General features: G+C 36.9%; 25 protein-coding genes and 2 riboswitches. Of the genes, 12 read left to right on the top strand and 13 right to left on the bottom strand.

The window, feature by feature from the left end:
• Positions 1-21 precede the first annotated feature (21 nt).
• Entirely contained in the window at positions 22-627 is a 606-nt protein-coding gene (locus ACWM35_RS13445; protein WP_454819228.1) for a hypothetical protein, read from the bottom strand.
• 185 nt (positions 628-812) lie between these two features.
• Here ACWM35_RS13445 and ACWM35_RS13440 point away from each other — a divergent pair, with 185 nt between their 5' ends.
• From ACWM35_RS13440 to ACWM35_RS13430, 3 genes are all read left to right on the top strand, one after another.
• On the top strand, positions 813-1,016 hold the full coding sequence (locus ACWM35_RS13440; protein ID WP_454819226.1) for a DUF1657 domain-containing protein: 204 nt from the start codon (positions 813-815) through the stop codon (positions 1,014-1,016).
• Positions 1,017-1,080: 64 nt separating this feature from the next.
• Positions 1,081-1,287, top strand: a complete 207-nt coding sequence (locus ACWM35_RS13435; RefSeq protein WP_454819224.1) for a DUF1657 domain-containing protein — start codon at positions 1,081-1,083, stop codon at positions 1,285-1,287.
• Between the two features lie 18 nt (positions 1,288-1,305).
• Complete coding sequence (locus ACWM35_RS13430) at positions 1,306-2,166, top strand: DUF421 domain-containing protein (protein WP_454819222.1); 861 nt, start codon at positions 1,306-1,308, stop codon at positions 2,164-2,166.
• Between the two features lie 38 nt (positions 2,167-2,204).
• Here the strand turns inward: ACWM35_RS13430 and ACWM35_RS13425 are convergent, their stop codons facing one another.
• Positions 2,205-3,173 (bottom strand): DMT family transporter, encoded by a 969-nt coding sequence (locus tag ACWM35_RS13425; protein ID WP_454819220.1) that lies wholly within the window; start codon positions 3,171-3,173, stop codon positions 2,205-2,207.
• Between the two features lie 194 nt (positions 3,174-3,367).
• On the opposite strand from ACWM35_RS13425, the gene ACWM35_RS13420 reads away from it, so the two are divergent.
• A complete protein-coding gene (locus ACWM35_RS13420; protein WP_454819218.1) occupies positions 3,368-3,982 on the top strand; it encodes a PH domain-containing protein in 615 nt (204 codons plus the stop codon).
• Between the two features lie 37 nt (positions 3,983-4,019).
• On the opposite strand, the gene ACWM35_RS13415 is transcribed toward ACWM35_RS13420, so the two are convergent.
• On the bottom strand, positions 4,020-4,838 hold the full coding sequence (locus ACWM35_RS13415) for a YitT family protein (RefSeq protein ID WP_454819482.1): 819 nt from the start codon (positions 4,836-4,838) through the stop codon (positions 4,020-4,022).
• A gap of 221 nt (positions 4,839-5,059) precedes the next feature.
• A riboswitch (Lysine riboswitch) is annotated at positions 5,060-5,249 on the top strand.
• 107 nt (positions 5,250-5,356) lie between these two features.
• Here ACWM35_RS13415 and ACWM35_RS13410 point away from each other — a divergent pair.
• Entirely contained in the window at positions 5,357-6,832 is a 1,476-nt protein-coding gene (locus tag ACWM35_RS13410; RefSeq protein WP_454819216.1) for an amino acid permease, read from the top strand.
• Between the two features lie 269 nt (positions 6,833-7,101).
• Here the strand turns inward: ACWM35_RS13410 and ACWM35_RS13405 are convergent, their stop codons facing one another.
• Positions 7,102-7,317 carry a helix-turn-helix domain-containing protein gene (locus tag ACWM35_RS13405; RefSeq protein ID WP_454819214.1) on the bottom strand — a complete coding sequence of 72 codons (216 nt, stop codon included), beginning with the start codon at positions 7,315-7,317 and terminating at the stop codon, positions 7,102-7,104.
• A gap of 112 nt (positions 7,318-7,429) precedes the next feature.
• On the opposite strand from ACWM35_RS13405, the gene ACWM35_RS13400 reads away from it, so the two are divergent.
• On the top strand, positions 7,430-7,603 hold the full coding sequence (locus ACWM35_RS13400) for a hypothetical protein (protein ID WP_454819212.1): 174 nt from the start codon (positions 7,430-7,432) through the stop codon (positions 7,601-7,603).
• A gap of 54 nt (positions 7,604-7,657) precedes the next feature.
• On the opposite strand, the gene asnS is transcribed toward ACWM35_RS13400, so the two are convergent.
• On the bottom strand, positions 7,658-9,049 hold the full coding sequence (gene asnS / locus ACWM35_RS13395) for an asparagine--tRNA ligase (RefSeq protein ID WP_454819210.1): 1,392 nt from the start codon (positions 9,047-9,049) through the stop codon (positions 7,658-7,660).
• Positions 9,050-9,304: 255 nt separating this feature from the next.
• On the opposite strand from asnS, the gene ACWM35_RS13390 reads away from it, so the two are divergent.
• On the top strand, positions 9,305-9,535 hold the full coding sequence (locus ACWM35_RS13390) for a hypothetical protein (RefSeq protein ID WP_454819208.1): 231 nt from the start codon (positions 9,305-9,307) through the stop codon (positions 9,533-9,535).
• 58 nt (positions 9,536-9,593) lie between these two features.
• Here ACWM35_RS13390 and ACWM35_RS13385 read toward each other — a convergent pair whose 3' ends face one another.
• Positions 9,594-10,055, bottom strand: coding sequence for a GNAT family N-acetyltransferase (locus tag ACWM35_RS13385; protein WP_454819206.1), 462 nt, complete (start codon positions 10,053-10,055; stop codon positions 9,594-9,596).
• A gap of 127 nt (positions 10,056-10,182) precedes the next feature.
• On the opposite strand from ACWM35_RS13385, the gene ACWM35_RS13380 reads away from it, so the two are divergent.
• The gene (locus tag ACWM35_RS13380) at positions 10,183-10,320 is read left to right on the top strand and encodes a BA3454 family stress response protein (RefSeq protein WP_454819204.1); all 138 of its coding nucleotides are present in this window, start codon (positions 10,183-10,185) and stop codon (positions 10,318-10,320) included.
• Between the two features lie 45 nt (positions 10,321-10,365).
• On the opposite strand, the gene helD is transcribed toward ACWM35_RS13380, so the two are convergent.
• Positions 10,366-12,693 carry an RNA polymerase recycling motor HelD gene (helD, locus tag ACWM35_RS13375; protein ID WP_454819202.1) on the bottom strand — a complete coding sequence of 776 codons (2,328 nt, stop codon included), beginning with the start codon at positions 12,691-12,693 and terminating at the stop codon, positions 10,366-10,368.
• Between the two features lie 194 nt (positions 12,694-12,887).
• Entirely contained in the window at positions 12,888-13,733 is an 846-nt protein-coding gene (locus ACWM35_RS13370; RefSeq protein WP_454819200.1) for a hypothetical protein, read from the bottom strand.
• Positions 13,734-13,917: 184 nt separating this feature from the next.
• Between ACWM35_RS13370 and ACWM35_RS13365 the strand changes: the two genes are divergently transcribed.
• Entirely contained in the window at positions 13,918-14,448 is a 531-nt protein-coding gene (locus ACWM35_RS13365) for a YceI family protein (RefSeq protein WP_454819198.1), read from the top strand.
• Between the two features lie 40 nt (positions 14,449-14,488).
• Here the strand turns inward: ACWM35_RS13365 and ACWM35_RS13360 are convergent, their stop codons facing one another.
• The 5 genes from ACWM35_RS13360 to ACWM35_RS13340 form a co-directional block, all read right to left on the bottom strand.
• Positions 14,489-15,424, bottom strand: a complete 936-nt coding sequence (locus tag ACWM35_RS13360; RefSeq protein WP_454819196.1) for an ATP-grasp domain-containing protein — start codon at positions 15,422-15,424, stop codon at positions 14,489-14,491.
• Between the two features lie 153 nt (positions 15,425-15,577).
• Positions 15,578-16,072, bottom strand: a complete 495-nt coding sequence (locus ACWM35_RS13355) for a L,D-transpeptidase family protein (RefSeq protein ID WP_454819194.1) — start codon at positions 16,070-16,072, stop codon at positions 15,578-15,580.
• A gap of 59 nt (positions 16,073-16,131) precedes the next feature.
• Positions 16,132-17,640: an aminotransferase class V-fold PLP-dependent enzyme gene (locus ACWM35_RS13350; protein WP_454819192.1), complete on the bottom strand. Its 1,509-nt coding sequence runs from the start codon at positions 17,638-17,640 to the stop codon at positions 16,132-16,134.
• 107 nt (positions 17,641-17,747) lie between these two features.
• The gene (locus ACWM35_RS13345; protein WP_454819190.1) at positions 17,748-18,125 is read right to left on the bottom strand and encodes a hypothetical protein; all 378 of its coding nucleotides are present in this window, start codon (positions 18,123-18,125) and stop codon (positions 17,748-17,750) included.
• A gap of 147 nt (positions 18,126-18,272) precedes the next feature.
• On the bottom strand, positions 18,273-18,668 hold the full coding sequence (locus tag ACWM35_RS13340; protein ID WP_454819188.1) for a sporulation protein: 396 nt from the start codon (positions 18,666-18,668) through the stop codon (positions 18,273-18,275).
• Positions 18,669-18,737: 69 nt separating this feature from the next.
• Positions 18,738-18,877, bottom strand: a riboswitch (cyclic di-AMP (ydaO/yuaA leader).
• 246 nt (positions 18,878-19,123) lie between these two features.
• On the opposite strand from ACWM35_RS13340, the gene ACWM35_RS13335 reads away from it, so the two are divergent.
• The 3 genes from ACWM35_RS13335 to ACWM35_RS13325 all read left to right on the top strand — a co-directional run bounded on the left by ACWM35_RS13335 (position 19,124) and on the right by ACWM35_RS13325 (position 21,525).
• A complete protein-coding gene (locus ACWM35_RS13335) occupies positions 19,124-19,912 on the top strand; it encodes a Cof-type HAD-IIB family hydrolase (protein ID WP_454819186.1) in 789 nt (262 codons plus the stop codon).
• 176 nt (positions 19,913-20,088) lie between these two features.
• Entirely contained in the window at positions 20,089-20,961 is an 873-nt protein-coding gene (locus tag ACWM35_RS13330) for a MerR family transcriptional regulator (protein WP_454819184.1), read from the top strand.
• A 45-nt stretch (positions 20,962-21,006) separates the two neighbouring features.
• Positions 21,007-21,525 (top strand): MerR family transcriptional regulator, encoded by a 519-nt coding sequence (locus ACWM35_RS13325; protein ID WP_454819182.1) that lies wholly within the window; start codon positions 21,007-21,009, stop codon positions 21,523-21,525.
• Positions 21,526-21,535: the final 10 nt, after the last annotated feature.

Below are 21,535 nucleotides of genomic sequence, written 5' to 3'. Positions count from 1 at the left end.
TCTTCCGTAACGGAAGCCCTTTTAATCTACGATTGGATTTTCAAAATTATCTTTCATAACGATATCGTGCTTCTTCACTATTTCTTCAATACGATATTGGTTTTCTGACAATTTGTCATTGAAGGGAATCGTTATCACTTTTCCATCCTTCATTTCAAATTGAAACTGGTAGTAGCCAGTAGACCCCTGATGGTTGCGATAAACCTTATGTAAGGTTTCTACATTTTCCCAGCGGAACTCTCTTTCCTGAAAGCCAGTGATAAAATTATAATGAATTCCTTTATCATCGAGATAATAATAATTTGTCATACTTAAAATAAAAAACGGAATACTTAGTAGAACTAAGCTAGCAATGATCCATTTATAAACACTCCCTTTCCACTTTTGTTTAAATATTAGATAGAAAGTAAACACGGTCGCAATAAATACCATTCCTGACATAAATACGAGATATGCTGTAAACGGCGTTGTAAAAAACCAATGTGATTTCGAGGTATAGGCCATGCTTTGATAGCTGGCTATCACCACAAAAGGTACAAACAAGCTACTGATGTATAAGATGATCGTATATGCTACTAATTTCACTTGACTTTCCTCAGATGCTTCTCTGTTTCTGGCTAATAACAATTTTTTGCCCCCTTTTCAATATCCCATTTTGAATATTATAAAAATTAAGATAGAGCGATTACAGTAAATTTACATTATTTCTTACACTTATACTATAATTTTCCAATACTTTTTTTACATATAAGAAGCATTTTCTCGTCAAACTATATCATGGAAATTTATTTTACTAAGAAAGAAGGATAAACATGACTGTAGGAACACAGGTAAAACAAGCAATGGCTAGTTTAAAAAGTGCTCAAGCTAGTTTTGAGACGTTTGCATTGGCAACAGATAATCAAAATGCAAAAAAACTATATCAACAAGCTGCACAACAGACCCAATCCGTTCTGGATAGTCTCGAACCACGATTACAAGAAATAATCAGTGAAGAACCGCAATACAATCAATAATTCTTAAACAGGTTGGCTTTTAGCCAACCCATTTTCTATTCCCTAGCAGAAAGGAGTTATTCCCGTGACCGTTGGTTCTGAGGTTAAGCAATGCCTTAGTAATATCAAATCAATTGAAGCGCAGTTAACATCACTCGCCTTAAATTCTCTTGATGAAGGTGCAAAGGAAGTATTCCATAATACGATGTTAACCATGACCAGCGTAAAAAAGGACTTACAAGCTCGGGTTTTGGAACTCGAACGACTGGAACCGCAATACAGAGGCAATTGATCATTGAGGTGAAAACATATGCCAGGTTGGATTGACATTTTTATTCGTTCTTTCGTCTTCTTAACACTTTTGTTTTTCATTACAAAAATTTTGGGGAAAAAGCAAATTTCTGAACTTTCATTTTTCGAATATGTTTCTGGTATAACGATTGGCAGTATTGCTGGTGAAGCGATAACAGGTCTGGAAAAGAATATATACCATGGAATTTTAGCGATCCTCATCTTTGGATTAATCACCCTGTTATCCGACTACTTAGCGCTAAAAAGCAAAACCATACGTGACTTTATTGATGGTAGAGGAACGGTTTTTATTAAGGATGGGAAGATATTAGAAGAGAATTTAAAGAAAGAAAAATATACCATTGATGAATTAAATGCACTACTCCGTCAGAAAGATATCTTTCGTGTTGCTGACGTGGAATTTGCGGTACTCGAGCCTAGAGGAAATTTAAGCACTTTATTAAAAAGAGAATATCGCACATTGACACCTAAGGATGTTCATTTAACAATGCCAAATGAGAAAGAGCCGCAAACGGTAATTATGGATGGAAGCATTTTAGATGAAGCCCTAAGATCAGCAGGTAAAAGCAGAGGTTGGTTGGACGCCGAATTAGCAAAACTAGACGTTACCCTTGATAATGTATTCTTAGGACAAGTAAATTCATATGGGGAATTAACGATTGATCTTTATGATGATAAGCTACAAGTCCCTTTACCTATGGGCCGCCCCTTATTATTGGCCACATTGAAAAAAACACAAGCTGATTTAGAAATTTTTTCATTAGGGACTGAAGACGAAAAAGCAAAATCGATGTATAGGAAGAACGCGGCTTTGGTTCAAGAATCCATTGATACACTATCACCGTACCTTCATGGTTAAAAAGAGGACCCTATCATCATTGGATTAGGGTCCTTCTTTTAGGCACTTACTTTTTTGCTTTTCGGAAGAACGGACTTGTGTGAAACATAGCTATGTAGGATCATTCCGCTCATAACTAGAACCATTCCGCTCCATGAAATTGCGGATGGGAAGGCGGTTTTCAAAAGCAGCAGTTCCCCAACTAACGCAAATAATACCTCCATTGATTGTGTTGCCTCAACAGCTCCAAGCTTTTGCATGTTTCCTCTGACAAGATCAGTCGCTTGAAAAAATAAAACGGTCGCAATTACCCCTGAGGTGATCGCAACAAGGCCTGATTGTACTGATTGCCCGAATGTTGGTGGTCCTGCCGTAAGCAATCCATATACAGCTAAAGCTAACCAAAGTGGTAAACTGGCAATCGTCATTCCTAGAACTCGTTGGTAAACATCCAGCCGTCCTCCGCAAAGATCCATCATCTTTCGATTTCCTAAAGGATAAGCAAATGAGGCAATCAAGATTGGCACTACCCCTAAGAATAATTCCGCAGCAGATAGCTGACTGGCTTGGTCAAGCTGCATCAATATAATCCCTAGCAAAATGATTAGCGACATCGATAACCCTTTAAAAGGGATTTTCCCTTTCACCTGTACAGGACCTTTTTCCGTCATAATCGTCTCCATGAACAATGGTGCCAGTAATGATCCCGAGATTATCGTAATTTGCCAGGTGGAAGCAATTAGCCACCCAGGTGCATAGGCTGCTGAAAAACATATCGGTCCGTAAAACAAACCAAATCCCACTATACTCCACAAAACCCACTCGCGAGGATTCTTTTTCATTTCCAAAATCAACGGCTTCAGATTCTTTCTTCCCAAAACAATGATTAAAAGAAAAGGAATCATGAAGAAATATCTCAGGGAAGCACTCCAAATCCAGCTTCCACCTTCTAATTCCATGGATCTATTTAAAATAAACGTAAAGGCAAAAAAGAATGCGGCAAAAACGCCTAAGATGATTGGACGCATGTATAATTTCTCCTCTTACATCAAATTCATTTTTACATTATAACAGATTTCTGAATTCTTTGTTAATAACTATCAAAGAATAGTTCCGTTTAATCGTGCATAAATTATTCTGTCATTCAAAAAAGTTTGAAACTTTCTTACGATTCACTCGTACATTTGAATGGAATTTATTTTTAAAAAGCGAGGTAGATAACATGTTTGGAAAAGTGGCTTCTGATATTTTAGGTTTAAGTGATGTAGGTTCGGTCATTAGACCAGAAAATTATGACAAGGTTGATGCTGATGATTATGTTATGCATGAGGATAATGAAAAGATCTATTTTTTAATAAAATCCAAATCAGATGAATATTGCTTTACCAATAATGCGCTAATTCATTTAGATGGTACGAGTGCCGCGAGTAAAAAAAGGATGCTCCACCGCTATAGTTATGTGAAAAACAAAATTTCTGATGTAAAGCTTGAAACAGCCGGAACTGTCGACCTTGACGTTGAAGTCAAATTTAAAATCGGCTCACAGCCATTTTCCATCGATGTTCATAAAAAACATATTGAAGAAGTAAAGGATTTGTACAAAGCCCTTATCAAAATTTCAGAAATTACGCACGAAAACGATATTTCGCTTCAATTTGCAAAACAAAGTCTTGATGTTGCTTCCACGACATTAGGCCGTGTGACAAGTCCCGACAGTAATTTGGTGGTGCAATTTAAAATGTTAAACCAAGCAGCATTTGAATGGTTAGAAAATACGAAAAAGCAATACTGTGTGAAAGACTTTGGCTTTGTTTTTGAAAAATATATTAATAATTAAGCATAAAGAAATACCTCTAGTTCACTAGAGGTATTTCTTACGTTGTGCTAGGACGGTGAAATAGCCCCATCACTTCTATTGTTTCGGTTATATTCACAAATGCTTGCGGATCCACTTCTGTAATAAGAGTCTTTACATCATTTAATTCGTAACGTGAAATGACGGAAATTAGAACCTGCCGGCTATCATTTGAATAGCCTCCAACACCATTCATAATCGTTAATCCGCGATATAAATTCGTCAATAAGTGCTGGCGCATTTCCTCCCCTTTTTCGGTAATGATCATGACCGTTAATTTAACATGATCCGTATAAATCGCATCCACTACTTTCCCAGTGACAAAGATAGAAACAAGTGTATATAGGGCAGAATCCCAATCAAATAAAAATCCACTTATGACAATCACAATGGCGTTCATTCCTGATAGTAAGATTCCTATTGGAAAATCTCTCTTTCTCGAAACAATCATTCCAATAATATCAAAGCCACCAGTTGATCCAGAGCACCGAAACACAAGTCCGACACCAAGACCCGTTAAAGCACCCCCGAAAATAGATGAAAGAATCTTGTCATCCGCGACGATATGTACCGGAACAAGATAAAGTCCTATTGATATTATGACAACAGAAAATATCGTATTCATAATAAATTTTCTACCGAGCATTTTATAACCAATAATGAGTAAAGGAAGGTTTAATAGAAAGTTGGCCAACCCTGTATCGAGAGGAGTAATCATTCCTATTATCATGGAAAGGCCGCTCATCCCACTGCTTAATATTTCATGGGGGATTAAGAATAGGTTAAACGCTGAAACAATTATGAAAGAACCAACAATCAATCCAAGAAACTGCATGATTTTATCCTCCTAAAGCAAACGCATACTTAATAAAAAATAATACCCTATTCAATCAATCCATGTAAATATAATAGTTTTTTATAATAATAATTAATAATCAGTAAAATTATCCAAAAGTAATAGATTTATTATTCTGCATATTTCATTATTGGTTGACTTAATAGAAAAATCCATTAAAATTTATTATTAGATTAATTGAATATGATAAATCCTCATCAAACCGATGAGGTAGAGGTCGCGGTTTTTATAAGTAAAGCGGACGAGATGCTGAGACATCCATGACTCCGTTTAAAAGGAAAAATCGCCGAAGTTTGCTTTCTTCTCTGGAAAAGCAGGCTGGGGCTGTCTCCAAATAGGAACAGAACTGTCACAATTGTCCCTACCAGTCAATTGTGTTGAGCTATCTTTCGGAAGGTATGATGCGGGGTATTAGGAATGCCATCGAATCTTATCGGTGGCATTTTTTGTATTCCAAACTCCTTCTCGAAAAAGAAAAACAAGAAAAAGGAGTTATTTTCATGCAAACAGCACAGGTAAGAAAAGAGTCTGTTCAAACCCAAACAATTGAACAGCCAACAACCGAACTAAGACGCGGATTAAAATCCCGCCACTTAACAATGATTTCATTAGGCGGAACAATTGGAACTGGTTTATTCCTCGCCACTGGCGGTGCCATTCATTCTGCAGGTCCAGGTGGAGCCCTTCTAGCCTATCTCATTATTGGTGTAATGGTTTACTTTTTGATGACAAGTCTTGCGGAGATGGGAGCGTACATGCCAGTTGCTGGAAGCTTTAGTACGTACGCAACAAAGTTCGTTGATCCTTCCCTAGGTTTTGCCCTTGGTTGGAACTACTGGTACAACTGGGCAATTACGATTGCCGCAGAATTAGCTGCCGTAACCATGGTCATGAAGTTTTGGTTTCCAGACAGCCCATCCTTATTATGGAGCAGTTTATTTTTAGTTATTATTTTTCTGATCAATTATCTTTCTGTAAAAGGCTTTGGAGAAACTGAGTATTGGTTCTCTTTAATAAAAGTTGTAACGGTCATTATTTTCATTATTACTGGCACATTAATGATCTTCGGTATTATGGGTGATCACGCAGTTGGTTTTGAAAACTTTACGATTGGTGATGCCCCATTCAATGGCGGATTTATGGCATTGCTCGGGATTTTTATGGCAGCAGGTTTCTCCTTCCAAGGAACAGAATTACTTGGTGTCGCTGCTGGCGAAACCGAAGATCCAGGAAAATCGATTCCTAAAGCGGTAAAAACGGTGTTTTGGCGAATTCTCTTATTTTATGTGTTAGCGATTCTTGTTATCGGATTGCTGATCCCATATACAGATAGTAATTTAGCAAACAGTGATGTTACCGTTAGCCCCTTCACACTCGTATTCGAAAATGCCGGGATTGCATTTGCTGCCTCCGTCATGAATGCGATCATTTTAACAGCTTTATTATCAGCAGGAAATTCAGGTATGTATGCCTCTGCTCGTATGCTTTGGGATCTAGCTCGTCAAGGCAAAGCACCAAAATTCCTTGGTAAACTGAACAAACACGGCGTTCCTGCAAATGCACTCATTGCAACTGCATTAGTTGGGTGTCTTGCGTTTCTTGCCTCCTTCTTTGGCGACGGAACCGTTTATGTATGGTTATTAAATGCTTCAGGTATGTCCGGTTTTATCGCATGGCTCGGGATCGCCATCTGTCACTACCGTTTCAGAAAAGCATTTCATGCTCAAGGAAAAGATTTAAGCGTTCTGCCTTATCAATCGAAATTTTTCCCATTTGGACCGATTTTCGCATTTGTTCTTTGTGGAATTGTTGTTCTCGGGCAAAATTACTCCGCCTTTATGGGTGATCAGATTGATTGGAAAGGTGTTTTGGTATCATATATTGGACTACCCTTATTTTTGATCTTATGGCTCGGCTATAAATTCACGAAAAAAACCAAAGTCATTCCATTAGAGAAAGTAGATTTAGAGGTATAAAGGTTAAAAACACGCGAATTGGTCGCGTGTTTTTTTGTATGTGGATTTGGTTATGACCGGATACTTGGCTGGTATGACCGTGAAATGAGGAATTATGCTCGAATTTTTTAAAAATATGACCGACTTTCCGTTATTTATGACCAAAATAGTGAACATTTCGTGACAACTACCACATCCACGCCACCCATCAAATAACAAAAAGCAGACCCCATAATGTTCGGATCTGCTATAAATGTTTTAACGCTCTTTTAAGCTTTGTGTAAATTCATTTATTCTTCCGGTACCCAAACGTATAAATCCTCAATCTGACAATTTAACTCTTTTGAAATGGTCATGGCTGTACTTAAATTCATAACTTTCTTTGTCATGTAATCATTTAGCTGGCTCATCGGAATGCTGGTATTTTCTTCTAATCGCTCCAAATTCATGCTGTTTTTGGAAAGCAATTCTTTGAGGTTACTCTTTTTTGCTTTATAATTGGTCAAAATGACACCTCACTTTTTTCATTAGCATAACACATTAAATAATTTATTGATAGGAAAGACTAGGATTATATATGTGGTATACTTAAATTGCAGTGATAAAGGAGTGTTTACAATGAGAAACTCAACGAACCGATTCAGTAACGGTCAAACTGTAAATATTAAAGAAACAGGCGAAGAAGTAACCATCCTAAAATGGCAATATGTAAAAAATATGAAAAGATATTCATATACCGTTAAGGAACGTCCCGGTACATTCTATTTTGAAGAAGAATTACAAAGTCAATGAAATGAAGCAAAAGAAGACCAAACACGATTGTTTGGTCTTCTTTTCTTATTCAACTTAAAATTCTGCATTACCCGTCGTTCTTGGGAATGGAATCACATCTCGGATATTGGACATCCCTGTTAAGTACATGATTAGACGTTCGAAGCCCAGTCCATAACCTGAGTGTTTTGTCCCACCGTATTTTCTTAGTTCAAGATACCACCAGTAATCTTCCTCATTCATACCAAGCTCATTAATTTTACCAGCAAGAATCTCTTCACGTTCTTCACGCTGACTTCCGCCAATTAATTCACCAATTCCAGGTACAAGTAAATCTGTCGCAGCAACAGTTTTGTTATCCTCATTCAATCTCATATAGAAAGCTTTGATTTCTTTTGGATAATCGGTCACAAATACTGGCTTTTTAAATACTTTTTCACAAAGGAAGCGTTCATGCTCCGTTTGCAGATCGAGTCCCCATTCAACAGGATAAGCAAAGTTCTCTCCTGACTCTTTTAATAATTCAATGGCTTCCGAATAGGTTACACGGCCGAATTCCGCTTTGTGAGCATTTTGCAGACGGTCTAATAAACCTTTTTCAATAAAGCTATTGAAGAAGTTCATTTCTTCTGGAGCTTCTTCGAGCACATAACCAATCACATATTTAACCATGTCTTCGGCAAGATCCATGATATCTGGAAGCTCAGCAAAGGCTAATTCAGGTTCAATCATCCAGAATTCTGCTGCATGTCTAGCTGTGTTAGAGTTTTCCGCTCTAAACGTTGGGCCGAAAGTGTAGACGTTGCGGAAGGCTAATGCAAAGGCTTCAGCTGATAATTGTCCGCTTACTGTTAAGTTGGTTTCTTTGTTAAAGAAATCCTTTGTTAAATCCACTTTACCTTCTTCATTTTTTGGAAGGTTGTCCATATCAAGGGTCGTGACTCTGAACATTTCACCTGCACCCTCTGTATCACTTCCGGTAATGATTGGTGAGTGGACATAGACAAATCCTTTTTCTTGGAAAAACTTATGAATCGCATAAGAAGCTAATGAACGAATTCGGAATACCGCTGAGAACGTATTTGTTCTTGGGCGTAAATGCGAAATCGTTCTTAAATATTCAAAGGAATGCTTTTTCTTTTGTAATGGATAGTCAACGTTTGATACGCCTTCGATCGCAATTTCTGTCGCCTTAATTTCAAAAGGCTGTTTTGCTTGCGGAGTGTGAATGAAATCTCCTACTACTTTAACGGTTGAACTTATCGGTAGCTTCGCAATTTCTTTGAAATTTTCCAAATGTTCGTCAAACACAATCTGAACACCTTTGAAAAAGCTACCGTCATTTAATTCAATAAAACCAAATGTTTTCGAATCGCGAATGGTGCGAATCCAACCAGACAATTGTACCTTTGCTTCTATGTAACTTTCCGTATTTCTGTACAAATCCTTTATTAAGGCTTGCTTCATTACCAAAAACCTCCTATGTATAAATAAAAAACCCTCTATCCCTTAGGGACAAAGGTTATTTTTTATCATTACGACTTTCTTTCTTCTATCCCTTCAATATTATACAAATATCCCTCCAAATAAGCAATATTCAACAAATTGGTGTTTATCGCATCATTAAATTTTTATGCTTTTCTGAAAATTAGCAGGAAAAAATTTAAATAAAGTCGAATTACTATCATATGTTCGATTCTTGATAGATGAGGAGTGCTATTCATGGATAAAGTTACTTGTATCGCTTTTCTCCTGTACCAGTCATCAAAGAGTCAAGACATCCAAGAAAAAGCCATTCAATTGTTGAATGGCGATGTGTCGATTCGTGATTTAAAAAGAAATGTTCATTTCCAAGCACATTTGGTGTTAGCTGAATCAGCTCTAAGAAAAAATAAGATTGACAAAAACCAGGTTCAGAAATTTGCTGAAGAATTTTTATTAATTGAAGTGTAAGCTTCCCTCGGGAAGTTTTTTTATGTCCAGCTCCATGGCCCTAGCGCTTCACAATTCTTTAATCTATCTCCTTCTCGAAAATAAAAATTTCCTTGCCAAATTTCCACAAAGCTGTTTTAATATAAAGAAACCCTAATGCTTCCCAAAAGCTTATCGCTTTTTCATTATCTTTTAAGACACCAATACGAACGTGCTTTACGCCTCGATTACGCATTTCATTTTCATAAAGAGCATATGCCTGTGACCCGAAACCATAACCTTGGTAATCACCATGTATCATTAACAGACCCAGCCATGGGTACTGATCCTTTGGATTTTCCATTAGATAATCTAAAACCCCAATATAGGTATCATCAAGCTTAACAAACACACTAATTGAATCTGGCTTCATAAACTCTTCTTCCATATCTGAAAGATTTCTACTTTCACTCCCATTTTCCAGCATATTAAATTCTGGATTCGAATGGATAATCTCAAGTGCAATATAGAGCGTTTCTTTTGTGATTTCTTCAAAATACATCAGCAGTTTTACCCTCCGATTTTTTAAAAACTAACTCAATCATAACAATACAATTACATGACATAAACAACAATCCTTTTTACAGGAATGTTTTTTTGAAATTTTATTAATAGAAAGGTGATGCACAATGGTCCAAGTTAATGTAAAAGTAAATTATGCAGGAAAGAACTATTTAACCAATGTTCTAACCCATCCGAACACACCTGAGGAAGAAATTTACCGCCTTGCCTTTGAACAGGTCGAAAAACAATGGAATCAAAAATAAAAGAGAAGCAGCGGTCGAGATTCCATCGGCCGCTGTTTTCTTCCATCACGATTGAATATGAAATAATTCAGCTGGTACACCCTTCATTAACGGGCTTATCCCATCTACCGCAAACAAACAAAGCTCATGCATAGCTCTTGTGCAGACCGTATAAAATAATTTTCGTTCACTTTCTGTCTTATATTGTGAACTATCATAGACAATTACCGCATCAAATTCGATTCCTTTTGCCAAATAGGATGGGATAACTAGGATCCCTTGCTCATAGGAAATCGTTCCCTTTTCAATTAGATGAATAGAGAAATTATTTTTCAGTTCGTTAAAAACGCCGATACTTTCCGCTTCCGTCCTACAGATAACAGCAATCGTTTTATAGCCTTTGTTTTGAAAATTATTGATTCTTTCTTTAATCAATTCATGTAAGGAAGATAGAGAAGTTTGTTTCAACGACGGTTTTTCGCCTCCGCGATTAAATGGTTCAATCTTTTCCCCACCATCGATTAAACTGCTTGTAAATTGCACAATTTCGCGGGTAGACCGATACGTTTTTCTCAAAACAATGATTTCCGCCTCATCAGAAGCAAGCGAAACGTCGGAAAGAACAGTGGCCGAACCAGTAGCACCCGAAAAAATCGCTTGATTAAAGTCACCGAGCAGTGTCATTTTACTATAAGGGAATAGCCTTTCAATTAAGGCAAACTGAAATGGTGAATAATCCTGTGCTTCATCAATAAAAATATGACGGATCCCCGTACTAGATTTACGACCTTCAATTAAGTCCTGTAAGTAAACATAAGGAGTAGCATCCTCGTACGAAATTTCCTCCTTTAACAACGATTCGATTGTCAACGAACAAATTTCTGCCCAACCGTCGAGATGAATTTCCCTATAATTGGTTCCCTGTTCAAATAACTGCCGATAGACACCCAGCATATCAAGAAATTTCAACTTTTTGACCATTTTAAAAATCGGCTTAAACTTTTCTTTTACAACCATTTCAGCAAGTATTTTTTGTTCCTGTTCAAAATCATCAAAGCTATTGTCTGAAAAGTGGTTCTGTTTTTGCATTTGTTTATATACTTTCAAATAGTCTTCTTTATCAAGATATTGAATTTCTTCCTCAACCCAGCTTTTCGAACGTTCTCTTCTTACTTTCCGCTTTAATTCACGGAGGAGCCATCCCCGCACGAGTTCTAAACGATTAGGAATCGAATAATTGAGATCCAAAGTATAAAAGTAATCATGGATCTCCTCCTTTGAAATAATCACTTCACCGCGAAAAAGTAAATCTTTAAACAATAATCCACTCGTTGATAATTCATTCGCATATTGATCAATGATTTTTTTAAAATCAAGACTAGCTTTATAGCGAATACTTGCTACTCTTGATTGATTATCTTTGTGTTTATCTTCATTTAGCAAATACTCCATTTGCGCGAACGGATCCTCCACAGCCAATCCTCTTCCGATTCGATGATTTATATATTCCATAAACGTTGCCTGCTGCATATTCTCTTCCCCAAGCTCAGGAAGCACCGTGGCAACATAGCTATTAAACAACGGATTGGGTGAAAAAAGCATAATATTCTCAGACCTTAACGTATCACGATAGCGATAGAGCAAGTAAGCCACCCGCTGGAGAGCCGCTGATGTTTTCCCACTCCCTGCAACACCTTGAACAATAAGCACCCTGCTCTTTTCATTACGGATAATTTGATTTTGTTCCCGCTGAATCGTCGCTACGATACTCTTCATTTGTGCATTAGCATTATTGCCCAGCACTTCCTGAAGCATTTCATCCCCAATCGTTACCCCCGTATCAAACATTGCTTTAATTTCAGAAGATCGAATAATAAATTGCCGTTTCAATTCCATTTCACCACTAATGTTTCCGTCTAAAGTATGATAATGAGCAGGCCCAGGCGAAAAGTCATAATAAAGGCTGGAAATCGGTGCACGCCAATCGTAAATCAAAAAATTTTCTTCCTGTTCATCCATAAAGGAAGCAATTCCAAGATAAACGTGGTCAATGCTTTTCTCTCCCTTTTCTAAAAAATCAATTCTTCCAAAGTATGGAGAATATTTCAAACGGTCGAGAGTTTTCAATTGTTGGTCCAATTGCTTATAGGTTAATTCTCTTTCTGAAAGTAGCTCGGCTTGTTGCTTTATACTCGCAGCTGTTTCGATGACATCATCTGGATCATCAAGATTTATCGTTACATCCTGCCAAAACGTTTTTCGAAGCTCGAGAACATCGGAGCTTACGCCTCCCGTATTTTTCTGGAGTTTCTCTTTCTTCTTACCTATTTGCTCGATTACATTATCCACTCGATTTTGTTCTATTTTTAAAATTGTTTTCTGTACATCGCTCATTTCATCACTCTCCAGAAAAAATTTGGTCCATTTGTTTGACAACCATTTCGCATTATGGTAATGTTAATATAGGGATTATTATATTAATACATTCCTTACTTAAATTTAGACCAAAAATTATTTTACCATTACATAAAAAAAAATACAATACATAAGTAATCGCCCTAAAGGCGATTTTTTTGCATCTTCCTCATCTAATCATTAGATTCTATCTTGTCTCCGTAAACCCACTCTCTAAATTGTCCAAATAAAAGAATCATTGCGATGCGTATCACAAAATAATCCACCAAATGAAATTTAGTCTTTGCTAATTTCAACTTAGTAAACAGCTTATTTATACCGATAACAAAGAGTAAAATTCTCAGTTTCGCAAGCAAATCATTCTTTTTCAACAGTGACCAGGCTGCGAAAAGTGAAACCGAAATGGCATAGAATGGTACCAAAATAAAATGTTCATACCAAGAATGATAGTTACCGATACCGAAACGAAGTTTACGGATTCCTGCAAATAAAAATAATATATTGGCTTCGGTTACCAAATTCATCAGGAATAAGGAAATAAATTGCACAAATCCCTTGTTTTGATCTAAATTACGTTTCCAAAGATCACTAAATTTGAAGTAAATCGGTATTAAAAGGAATGTATAAATCGTTTTCCACCAATGATGTTTATAGACCTTCAGCCTCAAGAATATGATTTCAACCAGTGTAAAATACAGTCCACCGAAAACTTTTCCCAACCATCCAGTGTTTAGCGAAGTCAAGAATACAGCTGTAAATGGAACAAAAATGGCTTGCGACAAAATCGCTCCAAAAATATTATCATGATAGGAATTCTTTAGTACTTTAGGTTTATAGGAATACGCCCCAAAAATATTTAACACAAAATACTCAAAGAGATAGGCAAAACCAATGTTAGACATTAACAAGGAAAATAATTTCTTTCGCTCTTTACTTTTATAAAAGGAAAAAGCTAAAAGCAATGAATGAAGAAAAAATAATATCAGAAACGGAAATGAATTTCGTTTTAATAATTTCATTTTCATGTCCCAACCGTTTGACGTAATAATTGTAGTATTTGAAATCACCCCCTTTTCATTCCTCTTCCATTTCAAGAAAAAAAATGTTTGACAATAGCAGGTCCCAGAATTTATAATTTATCTTGAATTAAGTTATTTAGATTTCAAGATAAACAAATTCAAACGAAAATTGGAGGAGAAAAAAATGACAAAAACAAAATGGGCCCTTGATCCAGCACACAGCAGTGTTGATTTTTCTGTTCGTCACATGATGATTGCAAATGTAAAAGGTTCTTTTAACAAATTCGAGGCTGCAATTGATGCAGACCCTGCAGATTTAACATCCGCTAACATTGAATTTTCTATCGATACTGCCAGTGTAGACACTCGTAATACTGATCGTGATGCTCACTTAGTATCCGGAGATTTTTTTGATGTAGAAAATCATCCAAATATGACATTTGTTTCAACTACGATTGAAAAAACAGATGAAGGTGAATATAACGTAACAGGTAATCTAACTCTTCGTGGTGTGACGAAACAAGAAACATTTGCAGTCACTTTTGAGGGTCAGGGCAAGGATCCATGGGGTAATGAAAAAGTAGGTTTTAGTGCAGCAGGTACAATCAATCGTTCAGACTATGGACTTGTATGGAATGCAGCACTTGAAACAGGCGGCGTTCTTGTCGGCGATAAAGTAAAAATCAATCTACAACTTCAAGCGGCAAAAGCATAAATAAATTCAAAAGCTCCCCTAATTTTTTGGGGAGCTTTTCTTATTGATAACCTAACTCTGATTGTAAAAACTTTGCTAACTCAAGCATGCCAAATTTTCCTGTTACCGCCTCGGCATCAGCATTATAATTTGTATTTGTATTAATATCATATGTAAAAATCTCACCAGCAGCATTCCGGATAAACTCAATCCCCGCAATCTGGATGTTATTTTTCACTAGAACCTGCTCATATTTCTCAATAATGGGATCAGAAAATCCTTCAATGATTTGAAACTTTGGTTTCTCCTTAACCTCTTCCCCAACTGGGCAAAATAAATCTCCAATTTGACAAGCATCTGCTGGGCATAGCTGAAATCCTTCAGAAGTATCCACCTTCACGGCATAGATAAATTTCCCTCCGACAAATTCACAGCGGGTAATATAGCTTTCCGGTGATTGAATATATTCTTGAAGCAAAGTAATCCCATCAACAGGTTCTTCAAATTCAGAACTTTCAACATAAGCTTGTAATGCAGCTAGCGATTGAAATAACTGCACCCCAAGACCCTTCCCTGCTCGATTGTGCTTTGTAATAAAAGCAGTCCCATCAAACTCTGAGGCTGCCTCCAAAATTTGCTCTTTCCCAACAGCTGCAATTGTACGGGGTGTTGGAACCCCAAACTTTCCTAATTCTAAATATTGCTGAACCTTACTCACTTCAAGCTGAAGAGCACGTGAACCATTAAACACTTTCCTTCCATGAGCCTCAAGCCAGGATAATACTTGTAAGGTAAATTCAGGTGCGTAACGATGGCCTCTTGTATGTGCGGATGCACTCATGCGATTATAAAAAATACCTTCTGGCGGTTCTTTCGATAAATCGAGTCTGCCATTATCAAGATGCCACTCTTCATATGGGACACCCAACTCGTCAAGCCGCTTTGTTAAATGAATGGTCCATTCTTTATTTTCATGGATGATAAATGCCTTTTTCATCAGAAATTCTCCCCTTAAGAAACCCTAATCTAATTGAATTCTAACAATTCCATCATTATATTGCTATAGACATTTTTCATTTCCTTATAAATCTATAAATGTTTTCATGAATATAGGAGGGTCGATTACTAAATAAATTGACCCCCCTATCTATTACGGACGAATCATTACCTTCGTTCCATTCGGAACCATTTCTGCAAGCTGAAGTACATCCCGATTATGCATTCTCACGCACCCGTGAGATACTGCCTTCCCAATTGAACTTGGATCATTCGTACCATGAATTCCATAACCTTGTTTGGACAATGACAGCCACATAACCCCAAACGGTCCGCCTGGATTCATTTGCCGATTCACAATCACAAAATCTCCTGTCGGCGTTGCGGTGAGCATTTTTCCAACCGCAATAGGATAGACTTTAACGAATTTTCCACTCTTATATAATGAGAGCCGTCTTTTTCCGATTGAGATTTGAATGGTGTAAGGAATCGTATTTGGATCCGGCAAACCAGGTATTTCAATCCTTTGTCCAATATATAATTGCTGATGGTTAATGCCTGGATTGGCAGCATAGAGGCGGCGCAGGCTGACCCGATAATCGAGGGAAAGTTGATATAATGTATCTCCGGGTTTCACAATGTGAATCATGAGATCCCACCTTTTTTCCTACTAGCATATGATGGGACATAAGAGCCGTTTCCTAATTATTACTCTAGGTGAAACAATCGGCGCATATCCTCTCTAACTTGGTGAACGTAAAAATAGTCATTGCTGTTTGGGTCGTATACGTATTCCTTTTTCCATTCCTCGATATTCTCTGTAATCTCCTTTATCGCCCTAACAAACATAAGAATTTCTTGATTTTTCATTATCGGATGAATCGAGAATCTGACCCAGCCAGGTTTTTCTGACAATTCACCCTGATTTACTTTTTCCATGATTTGCTTTGAAGTTTGCTGATCGATGTTCAGTAAATAATGACCATATGTGCCAGCACACGAGCAGCCACCACGGACCTGGAAGCCATAATGATCATTTAATAAGCGGACAAGTAAATTATATGGAATTCCTTCGATTTGAAAAGAAACGATTCCGAGACGACTTTTAACCCGACTTTCCAATAGCTTCAGCTTTGGAATTTTTTCTAAGCCTGATAAAAGTATGCTTAACAATTCAGTCTCCCTTTTTAAAATATTCCTGACTCCCATTTCATCTTTTAGATTGATACATAGTGCAGTACGAACAGCTTGGAGAATACCCGGGGTCCCTCCATCCTCACGCAATTCGACATCTTGAAAGTATTGGTGTTCGCCCCATGGATTTGTCCATGTTACCGTCCCGCCGCCCGGTTGATCTGGAATCTGATTGACATACAACCGTTTATCAAACACGAGCACTCCGCTTGAACCAGGTCCTCCTAAAAATTTATGTGGTGAAAAAACAATCGCATCAAGCTTCTCGTTTGGATCCTTCGGATGCATATTCATCGTTATATACGGGGCTGAGGCTGCGAAATCAACGATACAAATTCCTCCATATTTGTGCATCAATTTTGCCATTTGATAATAAGGAGTTTGGATACCTGTGACGTTAGAGCATGCGGTAACCGAGCCAATTTTAATCTTCCGATGTTGATATTTTTCCAAGAGGTATTCTAAGTGTTGTAAATCCAGCAGACCATTACGATTAGGAGGAATGATTTCAACTTCCGCAATCGTTTCAAGCCACGAAGTTTGATTGGAATGATGCTCCATATGACTAATAAAAACGATGGGTCTTTCCCATTCTTTGATGGATCCAATTATTTGCTCCTTCCACTGTTCAGGGACTCTTAAACCTAAGATACGCTGAAATTTGTTCATAACAGAGGTCATCCCAAAACCATCTAGTATCAGGGCATCCTGTTCATTTGCATTCACATGTTCTTTAATGATTTTTCTTGCTTGATGATAGATCCCTGTCATCATCTGACTGGTGACATTTGATTCGGTATGGGTATTTGCCATATAAGGTCCAAAAACCTCTGAGATTCTTTCCTCGATTGGTTTATAGAGTCTGCCGCTTGCCGTCCAATCAGCATAAATGATTGTTTTTTTTCCGAATGGCGATTCAAATTCTTGATGGATACCAATCACCTGAGACCGGAACTTTTGAAAATAATCCTCTAAATTATCAGACAACCGATAAGTACTACTACCGATTCGTGCAGTTATCATGGGACTTCACCTCTCGTTCGAATCCTGCTAATTAATATATGCAAACAATCTTTCATATGGTTTTTCTCCACAAAAAAACAGCCTGATCAAAATGATGATCAGACTGTTTAGGATGCCGTTACCTTTGCAGATTCTTTTCGATTTACTTCATCTATCTTTTGAATAAACATTTGAAAAACACGCCGTTTTTCCTCTAAGTCCTTTATGTATTCCTTTAGTTGATTATAGCTTTCTTCAAAAGGCTTATGATACCTTTGACGAATGCTTTCAATAATTTCCTCGTTCACAGTAGATTGAATGACTTGCTTGGTAATTCCATATTTATAGGAATAAACTTTTAACTCTTGCGCAACCTCATCATATTCATTGGCAATTTCCGAGAGAACCTGAGATATATCATCTTTCCACTCTTCCAATGATTTTTGTAAATAAGATTTTACCATTGACTCTTCCATCCTGACACCGCCCCAAAATTCGATTTTCATTGCTACTCCTATTATAACGATGGATGTTTACATAATAATTTCGGGCAGTTTACAATGGTATATCAAACTCTAGTACAATTCTCACAGCTTCAATAAAAAAACAAGGATTCCATTGCAGGTCCTTGTTTTTACTAGTTTAATAGATCATTACGAAGCTGCAGCGATTCTAATCGGAACCGTTTGCGTGATATTATTAGCGTTTCCAAGGTCAATATTAATCATTAAAGAATACTCAATCGAATGATCATCATTTTTAATTTCATTAGGGACATTAAGTAAGAAGGTAATTTTATCTGTCTGGTTCGGACTACATTCAAGAGAACAAAACACGGAGTGACTATTTAATGTTTCCTCTACTAACTCTTTTGAATCGTTACAGATTAAATCAACATCATATCTCTTTATTTTATTTTTCAACAGTCCACCTGTAATTTCAATCGTACCATGGATAACACTTCCTGCTTCGTACACGTGTTTATCGAGATGGACGATTGTTTTTGGCAAACCAATTTTCATTTTTATTAAATAATCCTTCAGTGTCATGTCGTCACCTTTTTCTTAAAAATAGGCATAAATAAAAGACCCACAAGAATAAACTTTGGCGGTCTTATTGACCTCCTTCGCTTTAGCCGACGAAGTTAGCTGACGGGTAGGATGGCGAAAGAGCATTTACATCCTTTCTACGCTGTAGAATTAACCCCAATAGATTGGTTCCTCCGTACTCGAGTCTCGAGTTTAGGCCGATATATTTTTTTCAATTTCATTCTGACGCTTATTTTATCTCCATACTGAATCCTTGTAAAGATTGATATTCACGCAAATAACCCGCTTAATGCTTGATTTTACATTTAAATAGTGACTTTACTATTGATTGCTTACGAAATGTATCAAATGCTCCACTTCTTAAAATCCTTCAATAATAAAACTACTTGCTCGGATTTCAGCTATAAATAAATGATAAACTACAGGTAATAACAACTGAAAAAGGAGAAACAACCATGTCGGATTACAAGGTTTTATTTTTAGATATTGATGGGACCATCATTGGACCAAATGATTCAATTGAGGAATCGACAATCACCGCTATCAATCAAGCTCTAGAAAAAGGAATTGAGGTTTTTCTAGCTACTGGAAGACCGTTACATGAAATACATGACCTTGCAAAAGAATTAAATATTCACTCTTTTATTGGATACAATGGTGCTTATGGGATTTATCAAGGAAAAGACTTATTTCAGGAGCCTATGAATGCAGTGATGGTTAGAAATATATTAACAATTGCTGAAAAACATAAGCATGAGGTCGTCATGTATACAAAAGACAAAAATACTTTTACAAATATGAATCATCCTTCCATCAAAGAGTTTATTGAAAAATTCTCCTTAAAACAAAATAAAGATTTTTCTCCATCTGATGTAAACGGTGTGCTCGGTATGACCTTAGTTAATTTGAAAGAAAAGGATATTACTCATTACCAAATGGACGAGGGAATTCATCTTTCCCAAGTACATGTCCATGGAATGCTTCATTGTTATGATGTTATTCGAGATAAAGTAAATAAAGGGATGGGGATTCAATTTGTTTTAAATCATCTAGGAATACAAAAGGAATATGCGATTGCCTTTGGCGATGGAATGAATGATAAAGAAATGCTAATGAATGTAGGCGAAGGCTTTGCAATGGGAAATGGACATCCTGATCTTTTTCAGTATGCAAAGCATAAAACCACTTCGGTCAACGATTCTGGAATCTATCACGGATTAAAAATGTTAGGGATTATCAACTGAATAGAATCTAAAGCTATGCGAGCTGCATAGCTTTTTTGCTGTATTTTGTTGGTATACCAAGATAACCGTCTTGTTTTGATAGCTTTTGTCATCTGGCAGGAAAATTGGGTGTGTTATGGTGAATTTACTATCCATGGATGTTTTAATCGTAATTTAGATAGAAAGGACTGAAAACAATGAAAACTTTCACGTTAAAGGAAGTTTCAAAAAAAATAAATGTACCACCTGCAACCCTGAGAAAATGGGAAAAAGATCTAAAGGAAATTCTTATCATTCCCCGGACAAAACAAGGAGCAAGACTTTATTCTGATTTAGAAATAAATCTCTTAATGAAAATTAAAGAAATGACGATAAACCAATATAATAATGAAATGATCATTGAAGCACTACAGAAAAAAATGGAACCTCCTAATGAGGAAGAATCCAATACTCCCACTTCTTCCTTGGCAATCGTTTCAGAAACCATCACCCCAATCCAAAATAATGAAACTGCAATCGAATCTGCTGATCAATTCTTTGATGCCATGGATACGTATAAGCAAACTTTTTTAAATGAGGTAAAGGATGAAATCAGAAGTGTCCTCCGTAAGGAAGTAGTCGAGGAATTTAGAAAAGAAATTTCAAAAGGTACCTTAGTAACCGTAAAAACCCTCTCTGATTCGATCTATAAATCATCTGCCAATACTCAAGCAGAACTTGAGGAAATATCTGATCAGCTTGAACAAGTATCAGAGCGTACGACTGAAAGACTGCGATATTTATCTGATAATATTACACATGCCTCGATCGAGACATCTGAAGAAATCTATACTCTTTCAAAGCAATTATCCGATTCCACAGAGGAATTAGCTAACTATGTTACTAGTACGCATTCTGAAATTTCTAGTCTCGCTGAGGCCATTGAAAGTGAGCGCGAAGATTCCAAAATGGAACGTGAGCAATATTTGCATGAAATTAGACAAAGAGAGGCTGCATTTCAAAATATGTTATCAAGCTTTAGGGATGTTGCTGCTGCAAAGGAAAAGAAATGGTGGAAATTTTGGTCATAAACCAGGGCAAATGTTTCATTTAAACTTTTCTGGGGAGGGATCTCGATGAATACAAGTGAAGTAGCTAATTTACTGGGGGTATCCTCCAGTACCATTCAACGATGGGTTAAACAACTTGAGTTGCCGATGGAGCGTAATGAACGAGGGCATTATTATTTTAATCCTGATGATATCGAGCTTCTAAAAAACATTCAAGATCAAATTCATAATGGTGTACTCCTCCAGGAGATCACACCAGTTAAGGAAAAAAAGACTCGAAAAGGCTCAGTAAAAGCCGTTGAAAACCATGCAGAAGTTGAAAGATTATACATGATTGTTACCGAATTAGAGGCAAAGGTGAATTCAAAAGCTGACTCTGTTACCTCTTACCAACTTCTTCAGCATCGTCGCGAAATTGAAGAGTTACAAAGTCAAATAAATGAATTGACCACCCAAGTACACCAGCTCCAATCAAAGCTTAATGAACTCCTACCCCCTGCCGCTAACAACCATTCACTTGCCTTTGACCAAGAAAAAGTAAAGAGAAAAAAGAAGAGTTTTGTAAGCTCCTTGTTTGGTTTTTAGAATACAAAAT

The organism is Neobacillus sp. K501 (genome assembly GCF_053749995.1).
This window is presented reverse-complemented; position numbering and strand designations above follow the sequence as displayed.

Coding starts and splice junctions, on each gene's coding strand:
- ACWM35_RS13440 (WP_454819226.1), top strand. CDS start 813: ATGACTGTAGGAACACAGGTAAAACAAGCAATGGCTAGTTTAAAAAGT.
- ACWM35_RS13430 (WP_454819222.1), top strand. CDS start 1,306: ATGCCAGGTTGGATTGACATTTTTATTCGTTCTTTCGTCTTCTTAACA.
- ACWM35_RS13425 (WP_454819220.1), bottom strand. CDS start 3,173: ATGCGTCCAATCATCTTAGGCGTTTTTGCCGCATTCTTTTTTGCCTTT.
- ACWM35_RS13420 (WP_454819218.1), top strand. CDS start 3,368: ATGTTTGGAAAAGTGGCTTCTGATATTTTAGGTTTAAGTGATGTAGGT.
- ACWM35_RS13410 (WP_454819216.1), top strand. CDS start 5,357: ATGCAAACAGCACAGGTAAGAAAAGAGTCTGTTCAAACCCAAACAATT.
- ACWM35_RS13400 (WP_454819212.1), top strand. CDS start 7,430: ATGAGAAACTCAACGAACCGATTCAGTAACGGTCAAACTGTAAATATT.
- asnS (WP_454819210.1), bottom strand. CDS start 9,049: ATGAAGCAAGCCTTAATAAAGGATTTGTACAGAAATACGGAAAGTTAC.
- ACWM35_RS13390 (WP_454819208.1), top strand. CDS start 9,305: ATGGATAAAGTTACTTGTATCGCTTTTCTCCTGTACCAGTCATCAAAG.
- ACWM35_RS13385 (WP_454819206.1), bottom strand. CDS start 10,055: ATGTATTTTGAAGAAATCACAAAAGAAACGCTCTATATTGCACTTGAG.
- ACWM35_RS13380 (WP_454819204.1), top strand. CDS start 10,183: ATGGTCCAAGTTAATGTAAAAGTAAATTATGCAGGAAAGAACTATTTA.
- helD (WP_454819202.1), bottom strand. CDS start 12,693: ATGAGCGATGTACAGAAAACAATTTTAAAAATAGAACAAAATCGAGTG.
- ACWM35_RS13370 (WP_454819200.1), bottom strand. CDS start 13,733: ATGAAATTATTAAAACGAAATTCATTTCCGTTTCTGATATTATTTTTT.
- ACWM35_RS13365 (WP_454819198.1), top strand. CDS start 13,918: ATGACAAAAACAAAATGGGCCCTTGATCCAGCACACAGCAGTGTTGAT.
- ACWM35_RS13360 (WP_454819196.1), bottom strand. CDS start 15,424: ATGAAAAAGGCATTTATCATCCATGAAAATAAAGAATGGACCATTCAT.
- ACWM35_RS13355 (WP_454819194.1), bottom strand. CDS start 16,072: ATGATTCACATTGTGAAACCCGGAGATACATTATATCAACTTTCCCTC.
- ACWM35_RS13350 (WP_454819192.1), bottom strand. CDS start 17,640: ATGATAACTGCACGAATCGGTAGTAGTACTTATCGGTTGTCTGATAAT.
- ACWM35_RS13345 (WP_454819190.1), bottom strand. CDS start 18,125: ATGAAAATCGAATTTTGGGGCGGTGTCAGGATGGAAGAGTCAATGGTA.
- ACWM35_RS13340 (WP_454819188.1), bottom strand. CDS start 18,668: ATGACACTGAAGGATTATTTAATAAAAATGAAAATTGGTTTGCCAAAA.
- ACWM35_RS13335 (WP_454819186.1), top strand. CDS start 19,124: ATGTCGGATTACAAGGTTTTATTTTTAGATATTGATGGGACCATCATT.
- ACWM35_RS13330 (WP_454819184.1), top strand. CDS start 20,089: ATGAAAACTTTCACGTTAAAGGAAGTTTCAAAAAAAATAAATGTACCA.
- ACWM35_RS13325 (WP_454819182.1), top strand. CDS start 21,007: ATGAATACAAGTGAAGTAGCTAATTTACTGGGGGTATCCTCCAGTACC.